This is a genomic window from Flexistipes sp. (genome assembly GCF_036172515.1).
Lineage (GTDB): Bacteria > Chrysiogenota > Deferribacteres > Deferribacterales > Flexistipitaceae > Flexistipes.
The window spans coordinates 71354-90479 of the sequence record NZ_JAXKVW010000010.1 but is presented as its reverse complement, the minus strand read 5'-3'; the positions used below and the strand labels follow the sequence as shown (position 1 = coordinate 90479).

Annotated in this window: 20 protein-coding genes; 3 read left to right on the top strand and 17 right to left on the bottom strand. The window is 38.3% G+C overall.

The window, feature by feature from the left end; genetic code table 11:
- Positions 1-297 precede the first annotated feature (297 nt).
- Positions 298-819, top strand: coding sequence for a hypothetical protein (locus tag UMU13_RS08190; protein ID WP_328218349.1), 522 nt, complete (start codon positions 298-300; stop codon positions 817-819).
- Here UMU13_RS08190 and rsmI read toward each other — a convergent pair.
- The 17 genes from rsmI to UMU13_RS08105 form a co-directional block, all read right to left on the bottom strand.
- Positions 808-1608, bottom strand: coding sequence for a 16S rRNA (cytidine(1402)-2'-O)-methyltransferase (rsmI, locus tag UMU13_RS08185; protein WP_328218348.1), 801 nt, complete (start codon positions 1606-1608; stop codon positions 808-810). The two genes, UMU13_RS08190 and rsmI, sit on opposite strands and share 12 nt — an antisense overlap.
- 2 nt (positions 1609-1610) lie before the next feature.
- Entirely contained in the window at positions 1611-2024 is a 414-nt protein-coding gene (locus UMU13_RS08180) for a DUF2914 domain-containing protein (protein WP_328218347.1), read from the bottom strand.
- A complete protein-coding gene (gene trxB / locus UMU13_RS08175; protein ID WP_328218346.1) occupies positions 2021-2995 on the bottom strand; it encodes a thioredoxin-disulfide reductase in 975 nt (324 codons plus the stop codon). Before trxB ends, UMU13_RS08180 begins: the two co-directional genes overlap by 4 nt.
- Positions 2996-3144: 149 nt before the next feature.
- A complete protein-coding gene (locus UMU13_RS08170; RefSeq protein ID WP_328218345.1) occupies positions 3145-3405 on the bottom strand; it encodes a hypothetical protein in 261 nt (86 codons plus the stop codon).
- Complete coding sequence (gene nadC / locus UMU13_RS08165) at positions 3398-4243, bottom strand: carboxylating nicotinate-nucleotide diphosphorylase (protein ID WP_328218344.1); 846 nt, start codon at positions 4241-4243, stop codon at positions 3398-3400. Before nadC ends, UMU13_RS08170 begins: the two co-directional genes overlap by 8 nt.
- Complete coding sequence (locus tag UMU13_RS08160) at positions 4237-6867, bottom strand: valine--tRNA ligase (protein ID WP_328218343.1); 2631 nt, start codon at positions 6865-6867, stop codon at positions 4237-4239. The genes nadC and UMU13_RS08160 overlap by 7 nt, the downstream gene beginning before the upstream one ends.
- Positions 6868-6876: 9 nt before the next feature.
- A complete protein-coding gene (locus tag UMU13_RS08155) occupies positions 6877-7155 on the bottom strand; it encodes a hypothetical protein (RefSeq protein WP_328218342.1) in 279 nt (92 codons plus the stop codon).
- Complete coding sequence (locus UMU13_RS08150) at positions 7127-7339, bottom strand: hypothetical protein (RefSeq protein ID WP_328218340.1); 213 nt, start codon at positions 7337-7339, stop codon at positions 7127-7129. The genes UMU13_RS08155 and UMU13_RS08150 overlap by 29 nt, the downstream gene beginning before the upstream one ends.
- A 115-nt stretch (positions 7340-7454) precedes the next feature.
- The gene (gene tsaE, locus UMU13_RS08145) at positions 7455-7877 is read right to left on the bottom strand and encodes a tRNA (adenosine(37)-N6)-threonylcarbamoyltransferase complex ATPase subunit type 1 TsaE (protein ID WP_328218339.1); all 423 of its coding nucleotides are present in this window, start codon (positions 7875-7877) and stop codon (positions 7455-7457) included.
- Positions 7855-9372 (bottom strand): NAD(P)H-hydrate dehydratase, encoded by a 1518-nt coding sequence (locus UMU13_RS08140; protein ID WP_328218338.1) that lies wholly within the window; start codon positions 9370-9372, stop codon positions 7855-7857. The genes tsaE and UMU13_RS08140 overlap by 23 nt, the downstream gene beginning before the upstream one ends.
- The gene (gene rfaE1 / locus UMU13_RS08135) at positions 9369-10358 is read right to left on the bottom strand and encodes a D-glycero-beta-D-manno-heptose-7-phosphate kinase (RefSeq protein WP_328218337.1); all 990 of its coding nucleotides are present in this window, start codon (positions 10356-10358) and stop codon (positions 9369-9371) included. The genes UMU13_RS08140 and rfaE1 overlap by 4 nt, the downstream gene beginning before the upstream one ends.
- 6 nt (positions 10359-10364) lie before the next feature.
- Entirely contained in the window at positions 10365-10550 is a 186-nt protein-coding gene (locus UMU13_RS08130) for a Trm112 family protein (protein ID WP_013886161.1), read from the bottom strand.
- Positions 10551-10720: 170 nt separating this feature from the next.
- The gene (locus tag UMU13_RS08125; RefSeq protein ID WP_328218335.1) at positions 10721-12736 is read right to left on the bottom strand and encodes a CocE/NonD family hydrolase; all 2016 of its coding nucleotides are present in this window, start codon (positions 12734-12736) and stop codon (positions 10721-10723) included.
- Between the two features lie 14 nt (positions 12737-12750).
- Positions 12751-14031 carry an ATP-grasp domain-containing protein gene (locus tag UMU13_RS08120; protein WP_328218333.1) on the bottom strand — a complete coding sequence of 427 codons (1281 nt, stop codon included), beginning with the start codon at positions 14029-14031 and terminating at the stop codon, positions 12751-12753.
- A 170-nt stretch (positions 14032-14201) separates the two neighbouring features.
- The gene (locus UMU13_RS08115; protein WP_328218332.1) at positions 14202-15485 is read right to left on the bottom strand and encodes a TRAP transporter large permease; all 1284 of its coding nucleotides are present in this window, start codon (positions 15483-15485) and stop codon (positions 14202-14204) included.
- 2 nt (positions 15486-15487) lie between these two features.
- Complete coding sequence (locus tag UMU13_RS08110) at positions 15488-16000, bottom strand: TRAP transporter small permease (protein ID WP_328218331.1); 513 nt, start codon at positions 15998-16000, stop codon at positions 15488-15490.
- Between the two features lie 57 nt (positions 16001-16057).
- Complete coding sequence (locus UMU13_RS08105) at positions 16058-17047, bottom strand: TRAP transporter substrate-binding protein (RefSeq protein ID WP_328218329.1); 990 nt, start codon at positions 17045-17047, stop codon at positions 16058-16060.
- Positions 17048-17529: 482 nt separating this feature from the next.
- Here UMU13_RS08105 and UMU13_RS08100 point away from each other — a divergent pair, with 482 nt between their 5' ends.
- Both UMU13_RS08100 and UMU13_RS08095 read left to right on the top strand, forming a co-directional pair.
- The gene (locus UMU13_RS08100) at positions 17530-18357 is read left to right on the top strand and encodes a metal ABC transporter solute-binding protein, Zn/Mn family (RefSeq protein WP_328218328.1); all 828 of its coding nucleotides are present in this window, start codon (positions 17530-17532) and stop codon (positions 18355-18357) included.
- Positions 18358-18364: 7 nt separating this feature from the next.
- Positions 18365-19123, top strand: coding sequence for a metal ABC transporter ATP-binding protein (locus UMU13_RS08095; protein WP_328218326.1), 759 nt, complete (start codon positions 18365-18367; stop codon positions 19121-19123).
- The last annotated feature ends 3 nt before the right edge of the window (positions 19124-19126 follow it).

Below are 19126 nucleotides of genomic sequence, written 5' to 3'. Positions count from 1 at the left end.
GTTTTATAACAGCAAAAGATTACATTCGTATTTAGGGTACGTTAGCCCAAGACAATTTGAGGAAAACAATAGAATGAAAAAAGTTGCTTAAAAAATTGTACATTTTTACTTGACCATGTCAAGGAAAAAATTATTAAATACCCATAATACCTGTAATACCCTTAAAACCCTTACTACCTTCCCTCCACGCATCACGGTTTTTAAATGTGTAAATTTCATGAGGCAATTGGAATATGTGTTGTTTACAAAAGTTATCTTTCAGGTTAAAAAAAATAAAATAATGTAATGAGGCGATCTTTGAAAATTTATAAATCAAAAAAAAATCTTATTTACATGCTGGGTTTTCTGTTTTTAAGCAGTATATTTTTCGGCGTTTCCGTCTATCTTGATTCAGGTGGAAAGTTAGGTGGAGGCAAGATATTTGTACTGGTTTTTTTATCTTTTTTTATTTTATTTAATCTCATTACCACTTTTTTAAGAAAAGTCACAATTGAATCCGGTAAATTAACAATCAAAACACTTTTTACCAATAAAACGGTTTTGCTGGAAGATATACAGGATATAGGAGTTATAAGATTGAAAGGCAGATACTCCGTACTTATTTATTTTGATGACGGGTTTGCTATGCTTCCTTCCACCATCAGCGGATTTAAAGAAATTGTGGATACTATAAAAAGTAGCTGCAAGAGTGAAGTGGCTGACAAACTGGATGAACTGAATGAAAAAACCTTAAGAAATCAGTCCGCTCTTGGAATCTCCTTCCTTCTGTTTGCGAACATTTTTTTGATATCTTTAGGTATTTATAATTTATTTGTTTAATAATTTGTATACTTTGTTGCGTTTAAAACCGAAAATCTGCATTATTTTAACAATATCCCTTTTACTGAACCCTTCTTTTTTTAGTTTTTCAATTTCAGAATAGTCCAGTTCCTCTTCAATTTCTCCTGAGCACACTCTGTTGTCCATTACTATTACAAACTCGCCTTTTAAAGTGAGATTTTCAATATCCTTTTCAGAGTTTATATAAATCATCTGCTCAAATTTTTTGGTAATTTCTCTGCATACTGCTATAGGAGGCTTAAAATACTGCAACAGAATTGATAAAGTACTTTTTAATCTGTGTGGTGATTCAAAAAGTATTATGGTTGTCTTCTCCCGTGTAAGTTCTGAAATCTCTTTTTTTCGTTTGCCGACATTGTGGTGCATAAAACCTGCGAAATAGAAAGAGGATGTATCAAAGCCGCTCATAACAAGGGCAGGGAGTATGGCATTGGCTCCGGGTAATACTTCAAAAGAAATATTATTTTCAATCAGTTTTTTTACAAGAAATTGCCCCGGATCGGAAATACAGGGAGTACCGGCATCACTTACAATTCCTATCTTATTGCCATCGTTTACATGTTCCAGGACTTGTTTAGTAAGCAGCTTCTCATTATCTTTATGATAAGATTTTAAGGTTTTTTTAATTTTTAGATGGTTGAGAAGTTTCAAAGTGTTTCTTGTATCCTCGGCATAAATAAAATCGACATTTTTAATTATTTCTATAGCACGAAGGGTAATATCGCCAAGATTGCCTATAGGTGTTGGAATGAAAAAAACGTTTTTCACGTTTACTTTATATTAAATTCCACAGAATCTATAAGCTCTCCGTCATTGGAGTAAACTTCCACCTTCCAGTTTCCCGCCCATTTGGGGAGTATCTTTTTAGAGCTGTAGGTTCTCCACGTAGTCGAGTTTACTTCCAGAGGAACTTCGGCAATAATATTTTCGTTGTACAGCCATACGTGAACAACTTTGGTGGGGTATTCATCCGTTTTTATTTCAGTGAAACAGTAAAGTTTGCCCACATTATTGTCAAAGGTTTTACCGGTATTTACCGGCTCAAGATTTTCTATATCCTTTGCTATGCTGATACGAAGTACTTCTGTTTTTGCAAATACAGTTGTGGAAAAAACCAACAGAATCAATGTTATCAAAGATACTGTTGATGCTAAACGGAAAAAAGGTGCTGATTTGTTTCTCATGGTTTCCCTCCAATTAAAAAATTAGCGGTTATAAATTTTTCTGCAGATTTTGCCGCAATGGCGCCGTCGGATACAGATGTGACGATCTGCCTCAATTCTTTTTGACGCACATCACCGGCGACATATACCCCGGGCACGTTTGTTTCCATTTTCTCGTTTGCTTTTATAAAACCTGCTTCATCCATTTCAATCATACCTTTGAAAATCTCTGTGTCAGCAGTCCAGCCTATAAAAACAAAAACCCCGTCTACCTTTAAATCCTTTTTTTCATTTTTAACTCTATCGTATAGAGTGAGTGATTCCAATTTATTTTCACCATTTACTTTGTCCACAACACAGTTATAGATAAATTCAACCTTATCATTTTGAAAAGCCCTCTCCTGAAGAATTTTAGCAGCTCTCAGCTTGTCTCTTCTGTGTACGATATATACCTTTTTGGCAAATTTGGTTAAATATACGCCTTCTTCCACAGCGGAGTCCCCTCCGCCTATTACAGCTACATCTTTATCTTTGAAAAAAGCACCGTCGCATGTGGCACAAAATGATATACCTCTGCCCAGAAATCTGTTTTCGCCTTCCACTTCAAGATGTTTCGGTTTTGCACCGGTGGCGATAATGATGGTTTTTGTTTTTATTGTGATATCTTCGTTTTCCAGATGAATATATTTATATTTACCATCGAAGTTGAATTCTTTGGGTATTGCATTTTTTACCTGGACATTGAAAGCTTTTGCGTGCTCATACATTTTCATTGACAAATCGCCGCCCATTATCCCTTCCGGGAAACCGGGGTAATTATCCACCTGCTCAGTTAAAGCGACCTGACCGCCCGGGAAGTTTTTCTCAAGGACGAGAGTTTTCATCATGTCTCTTGATGCGTAAATTGCTGCAGTCAGGCCGGCAGGCCCTCCGCCTAATATGACAGTATCATATTCATCGTAAAGATCGTCCATGCTGAAAAAATCTTCCATTTAGAACTCCTTAAGTAATTCAATCGAAATCTGATAATACTTATCGGGAAAATAGATTGTTCCCGAATATCGCATTCATTTTGATAACATCCTATATTAATAAATTTCTTATTATTTTCAACAATTTTTATATATTAATATATGCCTGTTTACCATATATCCGAATCGATTTTTCCGCCGTATTTGGCAATCAAAATATCGATAAGTGTCTTGTCAAATATTTTTTTATCGATAACGTCTGTATTGACCCTTTCTTCAAAAAGCTTTCTTCCCATTTGTATATCTTCATCCAATATTTCAAAAATATTATCGCTTTTTATCCCTTCTTCCACTTTCGATTTGTTGTATAAAACGATATCGGTTATTATCGTTCTGGCAAATCTTTTGGCTTTGGAAATATCTTCAATCATTGGTTTCTCCGATTTTAAGGCTTATATCGATATTGCCAGAGCTGTGTGTAAGTGCACCCACTGAAATATAATCAATATCATACTTTTTAAGACCGTCTATCTCCTCCAGGGTTATCCCGCCGGATATTTCTATTTTAGCTCTTTTATTAACTATTTTGCAAGCTTCAATAATATCTTCCCTTTTAAAATTATCCAGCATCACAATATCAGCACCTGCTTTGACAGCTTGCTGTAATTCAGTCAAATTTCTGATTTCCACCTCTATTTTAACAGTGGAAGGGATACTTTCTTTTGCTTTCTTTACCGCTTCAGAGATACTGCCGGCTGCATCAATATGATTATCCTTTATCAGTACTCCGTCAAACAGACCAAAACGGTGATTAGCTCCTCCGCCAATCTTTACCGCATATTTCTCTAATACTCTGTGCCCGGGGGTTGTTTTTCTTGTATCAAGTATCTTTATATCAGAATGTTTCAGACAGGCGGTATATCTGCGGGTATTAGTAGCTATTCCGGACAAACGCTGAAGGAAGTTGAGGGCTGTTCTTTCACCGGTGAGAATTGATGAAACAGTTCCTGTGACTTCACCAAAGTATGTATTTTGCTGAATTTTGTCTCCGTCTTTGAAGTGAAAAGTGGTTTCTATATTGCTGTTCATGTTTGAAAAAACCTTTTTTACAACTTCAGTGCCGCATAAAACCATCTCTTCTTTAGCGAGAAAATGGAATCTGCCTGTATTATTCTCCTTAAATATCGATTCTGTTGTAATGTCTCCGTGTCCAATATCTTCCAGGAGTGCAAGTTCAATAAGTTTATCAACAAGATAATTTTTCAGCATAGCTCTTCCAGCCTTTTGATGGATTCATCTATTTTTGACAATATTTCCCTGGATTTTTCAAATTTTTCTGTATCTTTTCTGATAACCTCACTGGGGGCTTTCTCCAGGTAATTTTCATTTTTTAATTTTTTGCCGTACAATTCATAATCTTTAAGGGCTGATTTTCTGTCTTTCTGCAACCTTGCAATTTCCTCGGCTATATCTACAATTCCTTCTATGGGTACATAAATAATAAACCCTGAGGATACATTTGTTGCTGATTTTTCTATCTCTTTATCAGTGAACTCTAACAGTTCAAGTCTGGAAAGTTTTTTAATGTTTTTTTCATTATTTTTTACTACATTTATTATTTTTTTATCATCGGTTTTTATATATGCCTTTATCATCGATTTTGGCGGTATGTTGTATTCACCCCTTATATTTCTGATGGAACTGATGATAGAGATAACGGTTTCTATTTCACTGTTTTCAGTATCGTATGAAAAATTCAGAGCCGGAAAATCCATGTTAAGGAGATTGGCATTATCATCAATCATTTTGTAGATATATTCTGTAACAAAAGGCATAAAGGGGTGGAGTATAATGAGTGAGTTTTTGAGTATAAAAAATGCTGCTTTCAGAGCGGATTCTTTTTGCTCTTCGTCGAATATTCTGTCTTTTATTAATTCGAGGTACCAGTCACAAAATGTGTGCCAGAAAAACTTATATATTTCACCGGCGGCTTCATTGAAATCATATGTTTTGATATTGGATGAGACGTTGTCTGCGGTTATTTTTAACTGATGGAGAATCCATTTGTCTTCTGCTTCGAGTTTTGAAAAATCAGGCTCTCCAATATTATAATCTGAAGGTATATTCATAAGAATAAATCTTGAGGCATTCCATATTTTGTTCACAAAATTTCTATAGCCTTCCACCCGCTCTTTTGATAATTTTATATCTCTGCCCTGGGCAGCAAGAGCTGCAAGTGTAAATCTGAATGCATCAGCCCCGTATTCGTCTATAACTGTGAGAGGGTCGATTACATTACCTTTTGATTTACTCATCTTTTGACCGTCTTCATCTCTTACCAGTGCATGAATGTATACTTCTCTGAAAGGCACATCATTCATAAATTTGGTTCCCATCATAATCATGCGAGCAACCCAGAAAAAAAGTATATCAAAGCCGGTTACAAGGCAGCTTGTGGGATAAAACTTTTCAAGTGTTTTTGTTTTTTCCGGCCAGCCCATTGTTGAAAACGGCCAGAGAGCAGAAGAAAACCATGTGTCAAGGACATCGGTCTCCTGAGAAAGCTCTCTCGAAGAACACTTTTCACATTGTGAAGGATCTTCCATAGCAACATTGATATGCCCGCAGTTCTCACAGTAAAATGCAGGAATCCTGTGCCCCCACCATATTTGTCTGGATATGCACCAATCTCTTATATTATACATCCACTCGTAGTAGGTTTTCTCCCAGTTTTCAGGGGTTATCTTTATTTCGTTATTTTTGACCACCTCTATTGCTTTTTCAGCCAGAGGATGTACTTTAACGAACCACTGCATTGAGATTCTCGGCTCAACGACGGTTTTACACCGGTAACAGTGACCTATACTGTGAATATGTTTTTCTTTTTTCACCAGACGGTTCTGCTTTTCCAGTTCTGACACAATCTCTTTCCTTGCTTCAAATCGCTCTTTTCCTTTATATAAAGAACCGTTTTCATTAATATATCCGGAGTCATCCATCATGTTTATTTCTTTTAAACCGTGTTTTCTTCCTATATCAAAATCGTTGGGATCATGGGCTGGCGTTATTTTTAAAGCTCCGGTTCCGAACTCCATGTCCACATATTCATCTCCCACAATGGGCATTTCCCTTCCTACAATAGGCAATATTGCTGTTTTACCGATAAGGTGGCTGTATCTTTCATCATTAGGATTTACTGCCACACCTGAATCACCGAGCATGGTTTCAGGTCTGGTGGTTGCTATAAGAAGTTTCTCCCCCGTTTCTTTAACATCATAATTGATGTAATAAAGAGCACCTTCTTTTTCTTCGTGTTCAACTTCTAAATCGCTTAGCGCAGTATGGCAGCGTGGACACCAGTTGATAATATAGTTGGATCTGTAGATAAGCCCTTCATTATAAAGGGTTACGAAAACCTTTCTCACTGCCCGGGAAAGACCTTTGTCCATTGTAAAACGTTCCCTTTCCCAGTCACAGGATGCACCCAGCCTCTTTAACTGATTTATTATCTGACCTCCGGATTCCTCTCTCCACTGCCAGACTTTTGCTATAAATTTTTCCCTGCCGATTTCGTGCCTTGATATATTTTTTTCGGCTAACTGTTTTTCAACAACATTTTGAGTTGCAATACCAGCATGATCTGTTCCCGGCATCCAAAGAGTTTCGTAGCCGTTAAGTTTGTAAAATCTGATCAGAATATCCTGCAGGGTATTGTTGAGAGCGTGCCCCATATGTAAAGAGCCTGTCACGTTTGGAGGGGGGATAACTATAGAGTAGGGTGGTTTTGAAGAATTTTCGTCAGCATGAAAAATATTTTTTTCAAGCCATTCATCATAAATCTTCTTCTCATATTCGTTTGGTTTTATTCTTGTGGGTAACTCATGATTACTCATTCCCTCTCCTTATGAAAGTTTACTTTTGTCTCTGATACAGTTGCTTATTCTCTCTGATAAAACAGTATTCAGCTTGGATAATTTGTTTTCTATGATACTGAGTTTATATGTGAGTATCAAATCATTTTTTTCAGCCTTATCTGAATTAAGCCTGTTGGATATTTTTTCTATTTCGGCCAGGTAAAGATTAAGATCTTCGAGACCTTCACGGATAATATTAAAAGTGCTCAGATCTTCATCCAGGAAATCCTCCAGCAAATCAACTCCAGAACCCGTCTTCGTTTTCATCCGAATCCTCCAGAATGTCACCCATCAAATCTTGATCCCTTAATAAAATTTTGTCAAAGACTTCAGCACAATCCTGACATTCATAGTGATAAATTATCCAAAGGTCGTCATCCACCATTATTTCAGTGGGATCCAGTTCTTCCAGATTTTTTTCCCCGCAATAAGGGCAAAAAAGAGGCTCCATAAATAACTCCTTGTTTTGGTTCAATGTTCAACGTTCAGCACTCGAGGTTCTTGCAACTATCTCTGCTAACAGTGCCCTCCTTAGTAGACGGACAGGTTAACTACCTCAACTACCTTTAAAAAATTTCTATAAAATACTCCCTTTTTCCATCTTCCAGCTGCTTTATGTTAATCGTGATAAAATTATCCAAAAAACTTCCGATGTCAAATTTTTCTGCCCATTCGATAAAAATGGTACCGGGATACTCTATATATTCGAAAAATCCGGTCATTTCAAGCTCATCGATAGACTCTATTCTGTATAAATCAAAATGATAGATTGGATTTGCTGTTGTTTGATATTTCTGCATGATTGTGAATGTAGGACTTGAGACAGTATAGTTTGAACAAACGGCTTCGGCAAATTTTTTGACAAATGTTGTTTTGCCTGCTCCTAATTCTCCGTTGAGTAAAATAATATTATCAAGGAGTTTATCTTTATATTTCTCTACAATTTCTGATAACTCGTTTATATCATTAGTTGTTTCTGTATAATTCATTTATTTCTATCCAGAGATTATCTATTAAGTCTGATACAAGTACTGTTCTTTCATTGTAAGTTTTTGTTAAATGCTCGGCAGTTTTGCCCAGAATCCATACACCGTAAACAGCTGAGTTTTTAAAAGTGCAGTTCTGGCTTACAAAAGAAGTTATCAATCCTGTCAGACAGTCTCCGCTTCCACCTTTTGCCAGAGCCGGAGTACCGGTGTTCAACACAAAAGTTGTTTCATCCGGCATACCGATAATTGTGTCAGCACTCTTTAGAACGGTAACGATGCCGTAATTAGTGGAAAATTCGCGTACCAACTCTAATTTGTTATTTATCACTTCTTCGTTGGTTTTGTTAACGATTCGTGCGAATTCACCGATATGTGGTGTGATTATGCTTCTGAACCTTAGTTTTTCAAAATCATCTTGGTCGAGTCCGTATAAGCCGTCTGCATCAATCACCAGCGGCAGGTTTGTAGCTGCGATTATCTGCTTTATAAATTCTATAGTTTTATCGTTTCTGCCCATCCCCGGACCTATTGCGGCAACAGTTTTGTCATTTATAAACTCTGTTACATCTTTTGCATCATTCTCCCTGAAATAATCTCCACTGCCGGCAGGAAAGCTCATGACTTCAGGATTCCCAAGTTCTGCTGCAAGATTCAGAGCAGAAGGAATAACGGTTGTTGTGAGCCCGGCACCGGCTTTTGCACATGATTTTGAGGCCATAAGAGCGGCTCCCGTTTTTCCTGCTGAGCCTCCTATTATAACTGCATGCCCGAATTTCCCTTTATGGCTGTCGGACTCTCTTTTGTTGAGTTTTTCAATATTATTTTTTGTAATTTCATATATATAAGGTTTTACACTTGCCACAGCAAAGTCCGGTATCGATATGTCCACAATTTCAACTTTACCGCAGAATTTTTTAGCCGGATAAATTTTGTGAGGGATTTTGGCTCTGCACATTGTAACAGTAACATCTGCGCGGAAACATTCACCGATGATTGCATTTGTATTACCCGCCAGGCCGGAAGGCATGTCAATGGCGATTTTAAATCCGGGAAGTTCGTTTAATTTTTTTATCAGCGACTTATATTTCCCCTCAACCGGTCTGGTCAAACCTGTGCCGAAGATGGAGTCCACAATAATATCATAATCTTCAAGCAGTTTGTCTTCAAAGGCATTAAAGATGCGAACTGGATAATATTGCAGTATATTGTAGTTTAAAAGGGGGTCTCCTTTAAGTTTTTCCGGGGGTGATGTTAAATATAAATCAATCTTGTAACCGGCGTCATAACACTTTCTGGTCAAAGTAATACCGTCTCCCCCGTTGTTGCCGGAGCCTGCGAAGACAGCTATTTTATCTTTTTTTACATCAAGGTTCTTAATGACTTCCGCAATTCCTGATGCAGCGTTTTCCATTAAAACTGTGGAGGGGATACCTATCTTTTCAATAGTATATTTGTCGGCGTTTGCCATTTGAACGGAATCTAAAATTTCCATCATACCACCCCCATCATTTTAACTGAGTAAGGAAGGTTGTTTTTTAGTTCGTCAGTAGTAACTGTGGCAGTACCGATTTTCGCCACAACCACACCAGCAGCCGTATTTGCCAGCACCGCAGCTATTCTGAGGTCGGTACCTATTGCCAGTGCAGCCGATAAGACAGATATGACTGTGTCTCCTGCACCTGTTACATCGAAAACCTCTTTGGCAACGGCCGGAATATTTTTTACGGTGTTATCTCTGAAAAACAAAGACATCCCTTCCTGCCCTCTGGTAATAATAACGTTTTCACAATTGAGCAGTTTTAAAATTTTTTGCCCGCAGTTTATAAGGGATTCTTCATCATTGATTTCCATACCCATTGCCTGTGAGGCTTCTCTGTTATTGGGTGTGATGCATGTAACATTCTTATAAAGTCTGAAATTTTCCAATTTAGGATCTACAGTAATTATTTTACCCTTCTTTTTGCATAACGCAGTGAGATTTTCTATGAGATATTTTGTTATGACACCTTTCCCGTAATCAGAAAGGACTATGCCGTCGTATTCGTCTATAATTTTTGCAACTTCGTCTATAATCAGCTGTGTAATACTTTTTTTGAGTTTGTCTTTATTTTCCCTGTCAAATCTGACAACCTGCTGATTACTGGCAATGATTCTTGTTTTAACTATTGTGTTTCTGCCGTCTTCAAAATATTTGCCGTTTATGTCGAGATCTTTTAGAATTTTTTTCAACTGCCTCCCGCTGTCATCATCTGAAGCAACGCCGAGAAGAGTTGGTTTTATTCCCAGAGAAGAAAGATTTGCTGCAACATTCGCCGCCCCGCCCGGCATTATCTGCTCCTTGTCCACTGTGACAACGGGGACAGGGGCTTCAGGCGAAATTCTCTCAACATTTCCATACATAAAAATGTCAAGCATAAGATCACCGATAACAATCAGCTTTGCATTCTTCAGCCTGTCTATCGTATCGATTAAATCGTTCATGAAATTTTAATATTCCTCTGTGCTGTCAACCTTTTTCGCTTCATCAATGAGCATTATAGGTATATCTTCACGAATTTCATAAAGCAGTTTACATTCGTCACAAACTATATAAGAAGAGTCTTTGGATAATCTGATATCGCCTTTGCACTTGGGGCAGGCTAAAACATCAAGAAGCTCTTGTTTGACAGACATTATAATGCCTCCTTAAAATTTAATTGAACAAACAATTTAAAACATATCACGTTCATTTACAAGTGATAATTTTTTGATATATTGTCGTTTTATGTCTATTCCAAAGATGGGTGAATTTATATACATTTTTTTAAAACACTAAATCCTTTAGCACCTCGAAGAATTAGCTCCTAAATGTAGTCGCGTTTTATTGAAGTGTCCCAGTTTTTGGAAAAGACCCTTTTATCCCCCTCATAAGCATCGAGCTGGGCATATATGCAAAATTTTTCCTCATCTGATGTAAGAACTGTTCTTGTAACTGTTTTTACATCCCATTTGCCCCGTTTAAACTTCCACTCCCAGACAGCCTCTCCGCGCGGGCTTGCAAAGTCGTCTCCTGTGTAGCTGTAATATTCTCTTCCGCATCTGCCGTACTCAAGATTAATTTCCGGGATAATCAGTATCCCATTGTCATTAATTACCTGGAGTATCGAATGGTCATCACCAAGGTTTCTTATAACTTTCCAGCTGTGTTCTCCGTATTTGGAAGGGATTATTTGAGGCGGTGCCGCAGCTTCCGGAGGCTTAAACGATATATTTTCTGTGCCCTTGCCATGTCTCACCGGCAAGAGGAGTGAACTGTTTCCGGTTTCTACCGTAAGTCTTGTGGAGGCGGGGGGCGGCCATGCCAGCGGCCAATAGGAAGAAGAAATGGACAGCCTTATCTTATTGCCTTTGACAAAGTTGTAACCCACATCATTTAAGCATACAGTCACTTTATAAGTTTTCCCGGCCTCTAATAGTTCGGGATTTTTTGAACTGTTTCTGTGACAGAGATTTAAAAGACCATAGGTTACTCTTGTGGCTTTACCGTCGGGAGATACATCGGAAATCCTGACAGCCACCATTGCAAGAGGGTTTGATGCGCTGACATTCAGCACAACCTCAGGTTTACCTAATATTTCCACAGATTCGTCTAAGGGAGGGGTATCAAATACAAGTGCGCCGCCGTCTTCTTCTCTCTGATCGTGAGGCAGGTCCGGAGCAGCTGCGTATGAGCACCATTTGCCGGCAAAAAAACCGACGCTTAAGGGTGATTGTACGGTCAATGTATGGGATTTTCCGTTGGAGTCTTTTTTTATCAGCTGTCCGGGTATCAGTGAAAATTTCTCCAAAGAAATATTATCAGAAGGCCAGCTTTTTTCACCAACCCATCTGCCTTTTCTTTCGTTCGGTGTTGCAATGGCAGGTACTTTTTCCATAATCCATGCCCGTAGTAAAGGTTCTTCCATAATTCCCGTTTCTTCATTTTTCAGCCATTTGTCCCACCAGCGCAGGGCTTCCTGTAAAAATCCTATTGCCGGGCCCGGGATACCCTGATGTGGATACTTATGACTCCAGGGACCCACCAATCCAAGCTTTGGTGTCTTCAGATTCTCAAGTATTCTGAAAACAGAGTCAGTATATCCGTCCGCCCAGCCGGATACAGCCATTACAGGTATTTTTATTGAATCCCAGTTTTCACAAACAGAACCGTGCTCCCAGTAATCATCCCTTTTCTGATGTCTTAGCCACTTTTCCAGCCAAAGTCCGCTGCCTCTGAGGCGTTCAAACCACATATCCCGCCAGGAATCCCCGACTAATTCAGGATCCGGCGGTAAAGAGTTTAGCCCAAACATGGTGCTGGCCCATGAGAGGTTATCTCCTAAAAGGCATCCTCCCATATGATGAACATCGTCTGAATATCTGTCATCGCTTGAACATACAGTTATGATGGCTTTAAGCGGCTGAGGTCTAAGCGCAGCAATCTGCAAGCCGTTGAAGCCTCCCCATGATATTCCTATCATTCCCACATTGCCGTCACACCATGGTTGTTTTGAAATCCAGTTTATAACCTCTATACCGTCTTCCAACTCACTTTGAAGATATTCATCCAGTAAAACACCTTCAGAATTACCGCTTCCTCTGATATCAACCCTTACTGAAGCGTAACCGTAACCGGCAAAGTATTTGTGCATCTGTGTGTCTCTGACACGTGTATTATCTCTGTGCCTGTAAGGAATATATTCAAGAATTGCCGGTACAGGTTTTTCACGGGCACTTTTTGGGAGAAAAATACGGGCCGAAAGCCTTACACTGTCCGGCATTGGTATCCAAGTGTGTTCAATAATTTCCACCTGTTCCGGAAATCTGCTTCTGTATTTCATTTTCCCTCCTTGTATTACTCAATACGAAATTTTAATTCTTTTTTCAACCGTTCGTAGTTGTTCAGTAATTCCTCGGTGTTGCTTCCTCCCATGAAAATTACTGCCAGCTCGTAGCTGTATGAATCCTGACCCAATAGTTCTGAAAGTACATCCCCTTCCTGAACTTCTATTAAGATTCTTGTCCCGGGAAATTTGTTTTCCAGCTCGCTTATCTCTTTATCAGTGGGAATCCGCTTCACAATACCGTCTTCGTATCGGCGGAGCATAAATTTTGCCGCTACATTATATTTACCGTTCCTGGTGGAAAATTCCGGCTCATAACCCAGCTCGATATCTATGGCGACTTTGTGCTGTGTCACACCGGCAACATCTTCAAATATCGGGGAATGGGATTTTGAAAGTCTACTGTTTATCTCAAGGAAACACAATTTATCCTTTTCTTCGTCCCAGAATATTTCAATATTAAAAGTTGTATTATTGAGTCCGATTTCGTTGATAATACTGATACATTTCGTTCTGATTCTTTTCTTAATTTCTTGGGGGAGATTTGAAGGCAATTGATACCGGGAGAAAGACGAATGAAATTTCCCTTCCCTGTATGAATCAACTATGGCGTAAACGTTGGGCTTGAAATCCTTTACGTAACCTTCTGCGGTACACTGTCTGCCCACAATGGGCTCCTCAGCTATACAATAATAGCCGTTAACCTCAACGGGTATATCTGCCGGCATATCCGCAAGTTCCAGAAACTTTTCAAACGGTTCCCCGAAACGTCCAATTCCCCGTTGTATTTGTGCGATTGCCTCTTCCAGCTGTTCATTATTTTTTATATAAAATGCCATCTGTGAAGAAAATGAAACAACCGGTTTAAGCCAAAAAGGGGATGGCAGGCTGATATTTTTTGTGCAGTTTGTATCAAAAGGATTTACTGCCTCAAAAACAGGTGTGCAGCCCGGAATACACTTCTTGGAGCGTATTCTTGTCCAGTATTTGTTTTCTGTGATCAGCACACTCTCAAGACTAGGTCCGTCAAGGCCGCAGTATTTCCTGAACACCGGAATAAGGGAGGTCGTGGGAAAATCCCAATGGCCTATTATTCCGTGTATATCTTCTTTGAAATCGTTCAGTTCTTTCTTCCCCATTGATATTATTTTATCCATATCGTACTTCGGAGGGTTTATTATCATATCATAGGGGAGCAAGTTATGAAATGCATAGCTCCTTCCGTCATTAATATTTTTTAATAAAGAATGATGAAAGTCATCCAGCCCTATGACAAAAATATTATAATTCATAATTACCTCCTATTTTAATTATAACAGAAATCAGAGGATTATTTAAAAGAGATTTTAGAAAAATGATTAAAAGAAGTATTGTAAATTGCTATAGAACTTATCCCAAAAGGACTGATTAATAATGTTTTACTTAAAAAGAAAAGGCCCGGTAAAAACCAGGCCTTATATTGTTAACCGCCGTAAAGGATATTGGGCAAAAAGAGTGAAATCTGAGGAATGTATGTTATTATCAGAAGTCCAATGATAAGGACAAAAAACCATGGCAATGAAGCTTTTATTACTTCCTGTATGTTCAGTCCCGAAATTCCGCTTGCCACAAACAGGTTCAGCCCCACCGGGGGTGTGAGCATCCCCACTTCCATATTTACAGTAATTATAACACCGAGGTGGATAGGATCGATTCCCAGCTGCATAGCTACCGGGAAAATCAGCGGTGCTATTATCATAATCAGACTGGAAGGCTCCATAAAGTTGCCTGCAATTAACAACATTATATTGACAAAAACAAGAAACATAACAGGTCCGAAATTCATATCAATAATCCACTGCGCCAAATCCTGGGGTATCTGCTGAATGGTGAGCAGATATGCAAATCCCATTGCATTTGCGATGATGAACATCACCATGGCTGCCGTGGATGCTGATGCTTTAATTACTTCAGGAATCTGCTTCCATTTTAAATCTCTGTATATGAATTTGACTACAAAAAAACCATAAACAGCTGATACGGCTGCTGCTTCAGTAGGTGTAAAAATACCACCGTAAATACCACCAATCACAATAACAATCACAAAAAGACCCCATGACGCTTCTTTAAAAGATTTCCATACTTCATTTAAAGGAGCCATCTTGGTGCGTTTGTGTCCGTTTTTAACGGCAGCGAAATAGGTGACAAGCATAAGCATAGTACCCAGAAATATACCGGGTACGAGTCCCGCCATAAAAAGTTTACCTATCGACTGATCAACCGTAACCCCGTAGACGATAAGTACGATGGAGGGTGGTATAATTATTCCCAGGGAACCGGAGCAAACAATAGAGCCCACAGAAAACCTTGTGCTGTAACCGTCTTCTTTTATAGCGCCCATCATGATGGATCCGATTGCAGCAACTGTTGCAGGTGAAGAACCGCTGACAGCTGCAAAAATAATACAGGCAAATATTGCCGACATCGGCAGACCGCCGGGCAGGTGTCCCACAATTGAACGCGCAAAATTTATAATTCGTTTGGCAGCGCCGCCCTGAGACAGAAAATTTCCGGCTAGTATAAAGAGAGGAATAGCCATCAATGCGAATTTATCTAATGATGTAAACATTTTTTGAGCAATTATAAGTGACGGCTGATTGGTGAATAACATCATAGTGATGGTGGTGGACAGACCAAGGGATACGGCTATCGGTATACCCATCAGCAGAAAGAGAACCAAAAGTCCGAATAAAGAGATAATATCCATAATTAATGCCCCTTCATAATCGTTTCATAATGAAAATCATCACCGGGAGTCCTTAAAATCTGAATAATTTTCACCAGAATTTCATATACTGCGATAGCCATGGCTATAGGGACGCATAAATATATGAGCCAGAAAGGAATCCCAAGATCTACAGAAACCTGACCGATCATTTTGTTAAACATAACAAGATCATAACCCCATTTAACCATCACAATCATAAATAAAAGCGTTATAATCAAACTCACCGTAAGGATGTATTTGGCAACTTTGGGTCTTATTGCTTGAATCAAAGCAGTTACACCAATATGCATTCCGATTTTAAAGCCGTAGGCAGCGCCGAAAAGTGCTGACCAGATGAAAAGATATGATGTGAGTTCACCGGCCCATACTAAAGACATGTTGAAAACGTAACGAAGTACAACATTTGTAAAAGCCACAAGTGTGGCTATTGACATAGTTATCATCATTACGGAAGTTACAAAAATATCCTTTGTTTTTTCAATTTTATCAAACATTTCACCAACCTCTCAGGTTTACAAAAAAAGAAGAGGCCTTGGCCTCTTCTTTAAAGTTTATTTGCCTGCATCCAGAGTTTTTTGAATAAGATCTTTTCCTATTACATCATAGAATTCAGGATAGATTTCCATCATCTTTTCTTTCCACACCTGACGCTGTTCCGGAGTTAACTTAATAATTTCAACCTTTCCTGATTCTCTGATTTTTTTCAGGTATTCCTGGTTAACTTCTTTGGCAATCTTTCTTGCATACTCTGTGGCATCCTTCACTGCACCGAGAAAGATTTTCTTCAGATCCTCGGGGAGCTGGTTCATAAATATTTTATTGGAAACAAGAAGGTATCCAAGATATCCATGATTACTGAGAGTCATATAATTCTGAACTTCGTGGAATTTCTTTGTGTAAATATTTGAGAGTGTATTTTCCTGTCCGTCGACCACACCCTGCTGCAACGCACTGTACACTTCAGAAAAAGGTAAAACCTGTGGATTGGCACCAATAACCTTGAACTGCTCTTCAAGAACTTTTGAAGACATAATTCTGAATTTCAGGCCTGCTGCGTCGCTTGGTTTTATTAACGGTCTTTGTTTAGCGGATATCTGTTTAAAACCGTTATCCCAATAAGCCAGTCCCACGAGACCTTTTTGACCTACAAGTTTTAAGATTTTCTGTCCCACCTCACCGTCAAGTACCTTATGAAGGTGGTCGTTGTCATTAAAAAGGAACGGGAGATCAAAGATCTGCAGTTCAGGAACGAAACCTGTGAATTTGGAAAAACTTGGAGCTGCAAGCTGAATGGCGTTCATCTGCAGTGCTTCAATAGCTTCCCTGTCTCCGTAAAGTGAAGCATTAGGATAAATTTCAACTTTCATCCTGCCGTCAGTTCTTTCTTCCACAATTTTTTTCAGATACTGAGCAGCTTTTCCTTTGGGTGTGTCATTTGCCACCACATGGCTGAACTTTACCACGATGGGCTCTGCAAATGCTGAAAAAGAAAACAGCAATGTTAATACAAAGGTTAATACTAAAAGTTTTGTGTGTTTCATCTAAACATCCTCCTTTTATAGTTTGTGCCTATGTACATGCAAAAGATGTGCCAAAAGCAGGCTTTGCTTATTATTCCTTTAAATATAACGCTTTATTAAAATTCCCCATAAAAATATGTATTGCAATATTGCAATTAAATGTGTTGCAAGTATTTACTTATCTGAAAATATATTATGCATATTGTTTGTATATAAGAAAAATCAAGTGTATGCGCAATAATGCAATTTAATATCGTGTTATTGCACAATTGCAACACTAAACATAGTGCTGTAAACTCAAGAGGCTTTTTGAAAATAATACAAAACAAGATTTTGTTTTATATTGTTATGCAAGTTTAAAAAATTACTATTTCCTTTCTTATAGTATTTTGATATAGCAGTATCTCTTAAAAAATGAAGGTTGCCAAATATGCTTTTACTTGACATTAATATAAGATATGCAATAGCTTAATACTCTCAGTTGGTTGCTTGGGAGATAGTTTATGAGAAACAAAAAAACTTTTTTGCTTATTGTTGTATTTTTATTTCAGTCAACATTAACTTTTGCTTCAAAATCCGACAATATAGCAGTAAGTATTTCTCCTGTAGCATTTATTGTTCAGGAGATAGGCGGTGATAAGATAGATGTGTTGGCCATGGTGCCTTCGGATTCAAATCCTCATCTTTACGAACCGTCTGTGCGGCGGATGATTTCTTTTTCCGAAAGCAGCCGTTTTTTTTCCATTGGCAGTGATTTTGAAGAAGTGTGGCTGGACAGGCTTTTATCTTTAAATAATAATATGAAAGTCCAAAGTATAACACAACATCTGCCTGTTACTTCCGGCATTAATGATCCGCATGTTTGGATGTCACCGTCCAATGTGAAAAAAATGGCGGAAGAGGTTTTGTCAGAGTTAATCAAAATGAAGCCCGCAGATAAAAATTTTTTTAAAAGCAATTATAACTCATTTGCCGCAAAACTCGATAATATTATAAATAAAATCGACAAAACCACGAAAAAATGTGAAACGGATAAATTTCTTACTGTACACCCGGTGCTGGGATATTTTGCTTCGGAATTCCACCTTAAACAGATTGCGGTGGAAAAGCATGGTCAGGAGCCTTCGGCACGTTATTTGAGCTCTTTAATGGAAACTATAAAAGAAGAAAATATAAAATTTATTTTTTCCCAGCCTCAGGTTTCCCAACAGTATGTAAAAGTTATTGTTGACGAGACAGGTATTGTGGCGGAGGTAATAGACCCTTTGTCAAATAATCTGTTTATTATGTTTGAGAATATATTGTCTGTTTTTAATAAATACTGCAGGTAAAATATTTATGGCTATAATTGAAATTAATGACGTGAGTTTTGCTTACGAAAAAGACCCTGTTTTGGAAAATGTCAGTTTGAAAGTTTCCAAAGGTGACTTTCTGGCTGTATTGGGACCCAACGGAGGCGGAAAGACAACCCTGTTAAAATTGATTCTCGGATTGATAAAACCTGATAAAGGCAGTATAAAAGTATTTGGAGAGAAGCCGGGTAGACATAGTAAAAATATAGGTTATGTTCCCCAATATTCATACATAAATAAAAACTTTCCTCTTTCTGTTATGGAAAGTGTTTTAATGGGGCTTACAAAGAAAAAACTGCTTAATTTTAAATATACTGAAACGGATAAGAGCCGGGCTTTGGAAACCCTTGATAAAGTTGATATGAGCGAATATTCTGACAAACAAATTCATGATCTTTCAGGTGGTCAGCGCCAACGGGTTCTGGTTGCCAGAGCACTTTTGTCTGACCCGGACTTGATTATACTGGACGAGCCGACCTCAAATATTGACCCTTACGGTAAATTTTGTTTTTTCACATTTCTTGAAGAGCTGAGCAGAGAAAAAACAATCATTCTGGTGAGCCATAATATCAATGTTATTGCAACAAAAATTAACAGAGTGGCCTGTGTAAACAGATTTTTATATTATAACTCTGAGCCGGTTCTTACTAAAGAAATGGTGGAAATTTTATACGGTACGCACGATGAACATGTATGTTCCTTCGGCAAGTATTTCAGCGATGATTTTACGCATATGGAAAAATAGGGG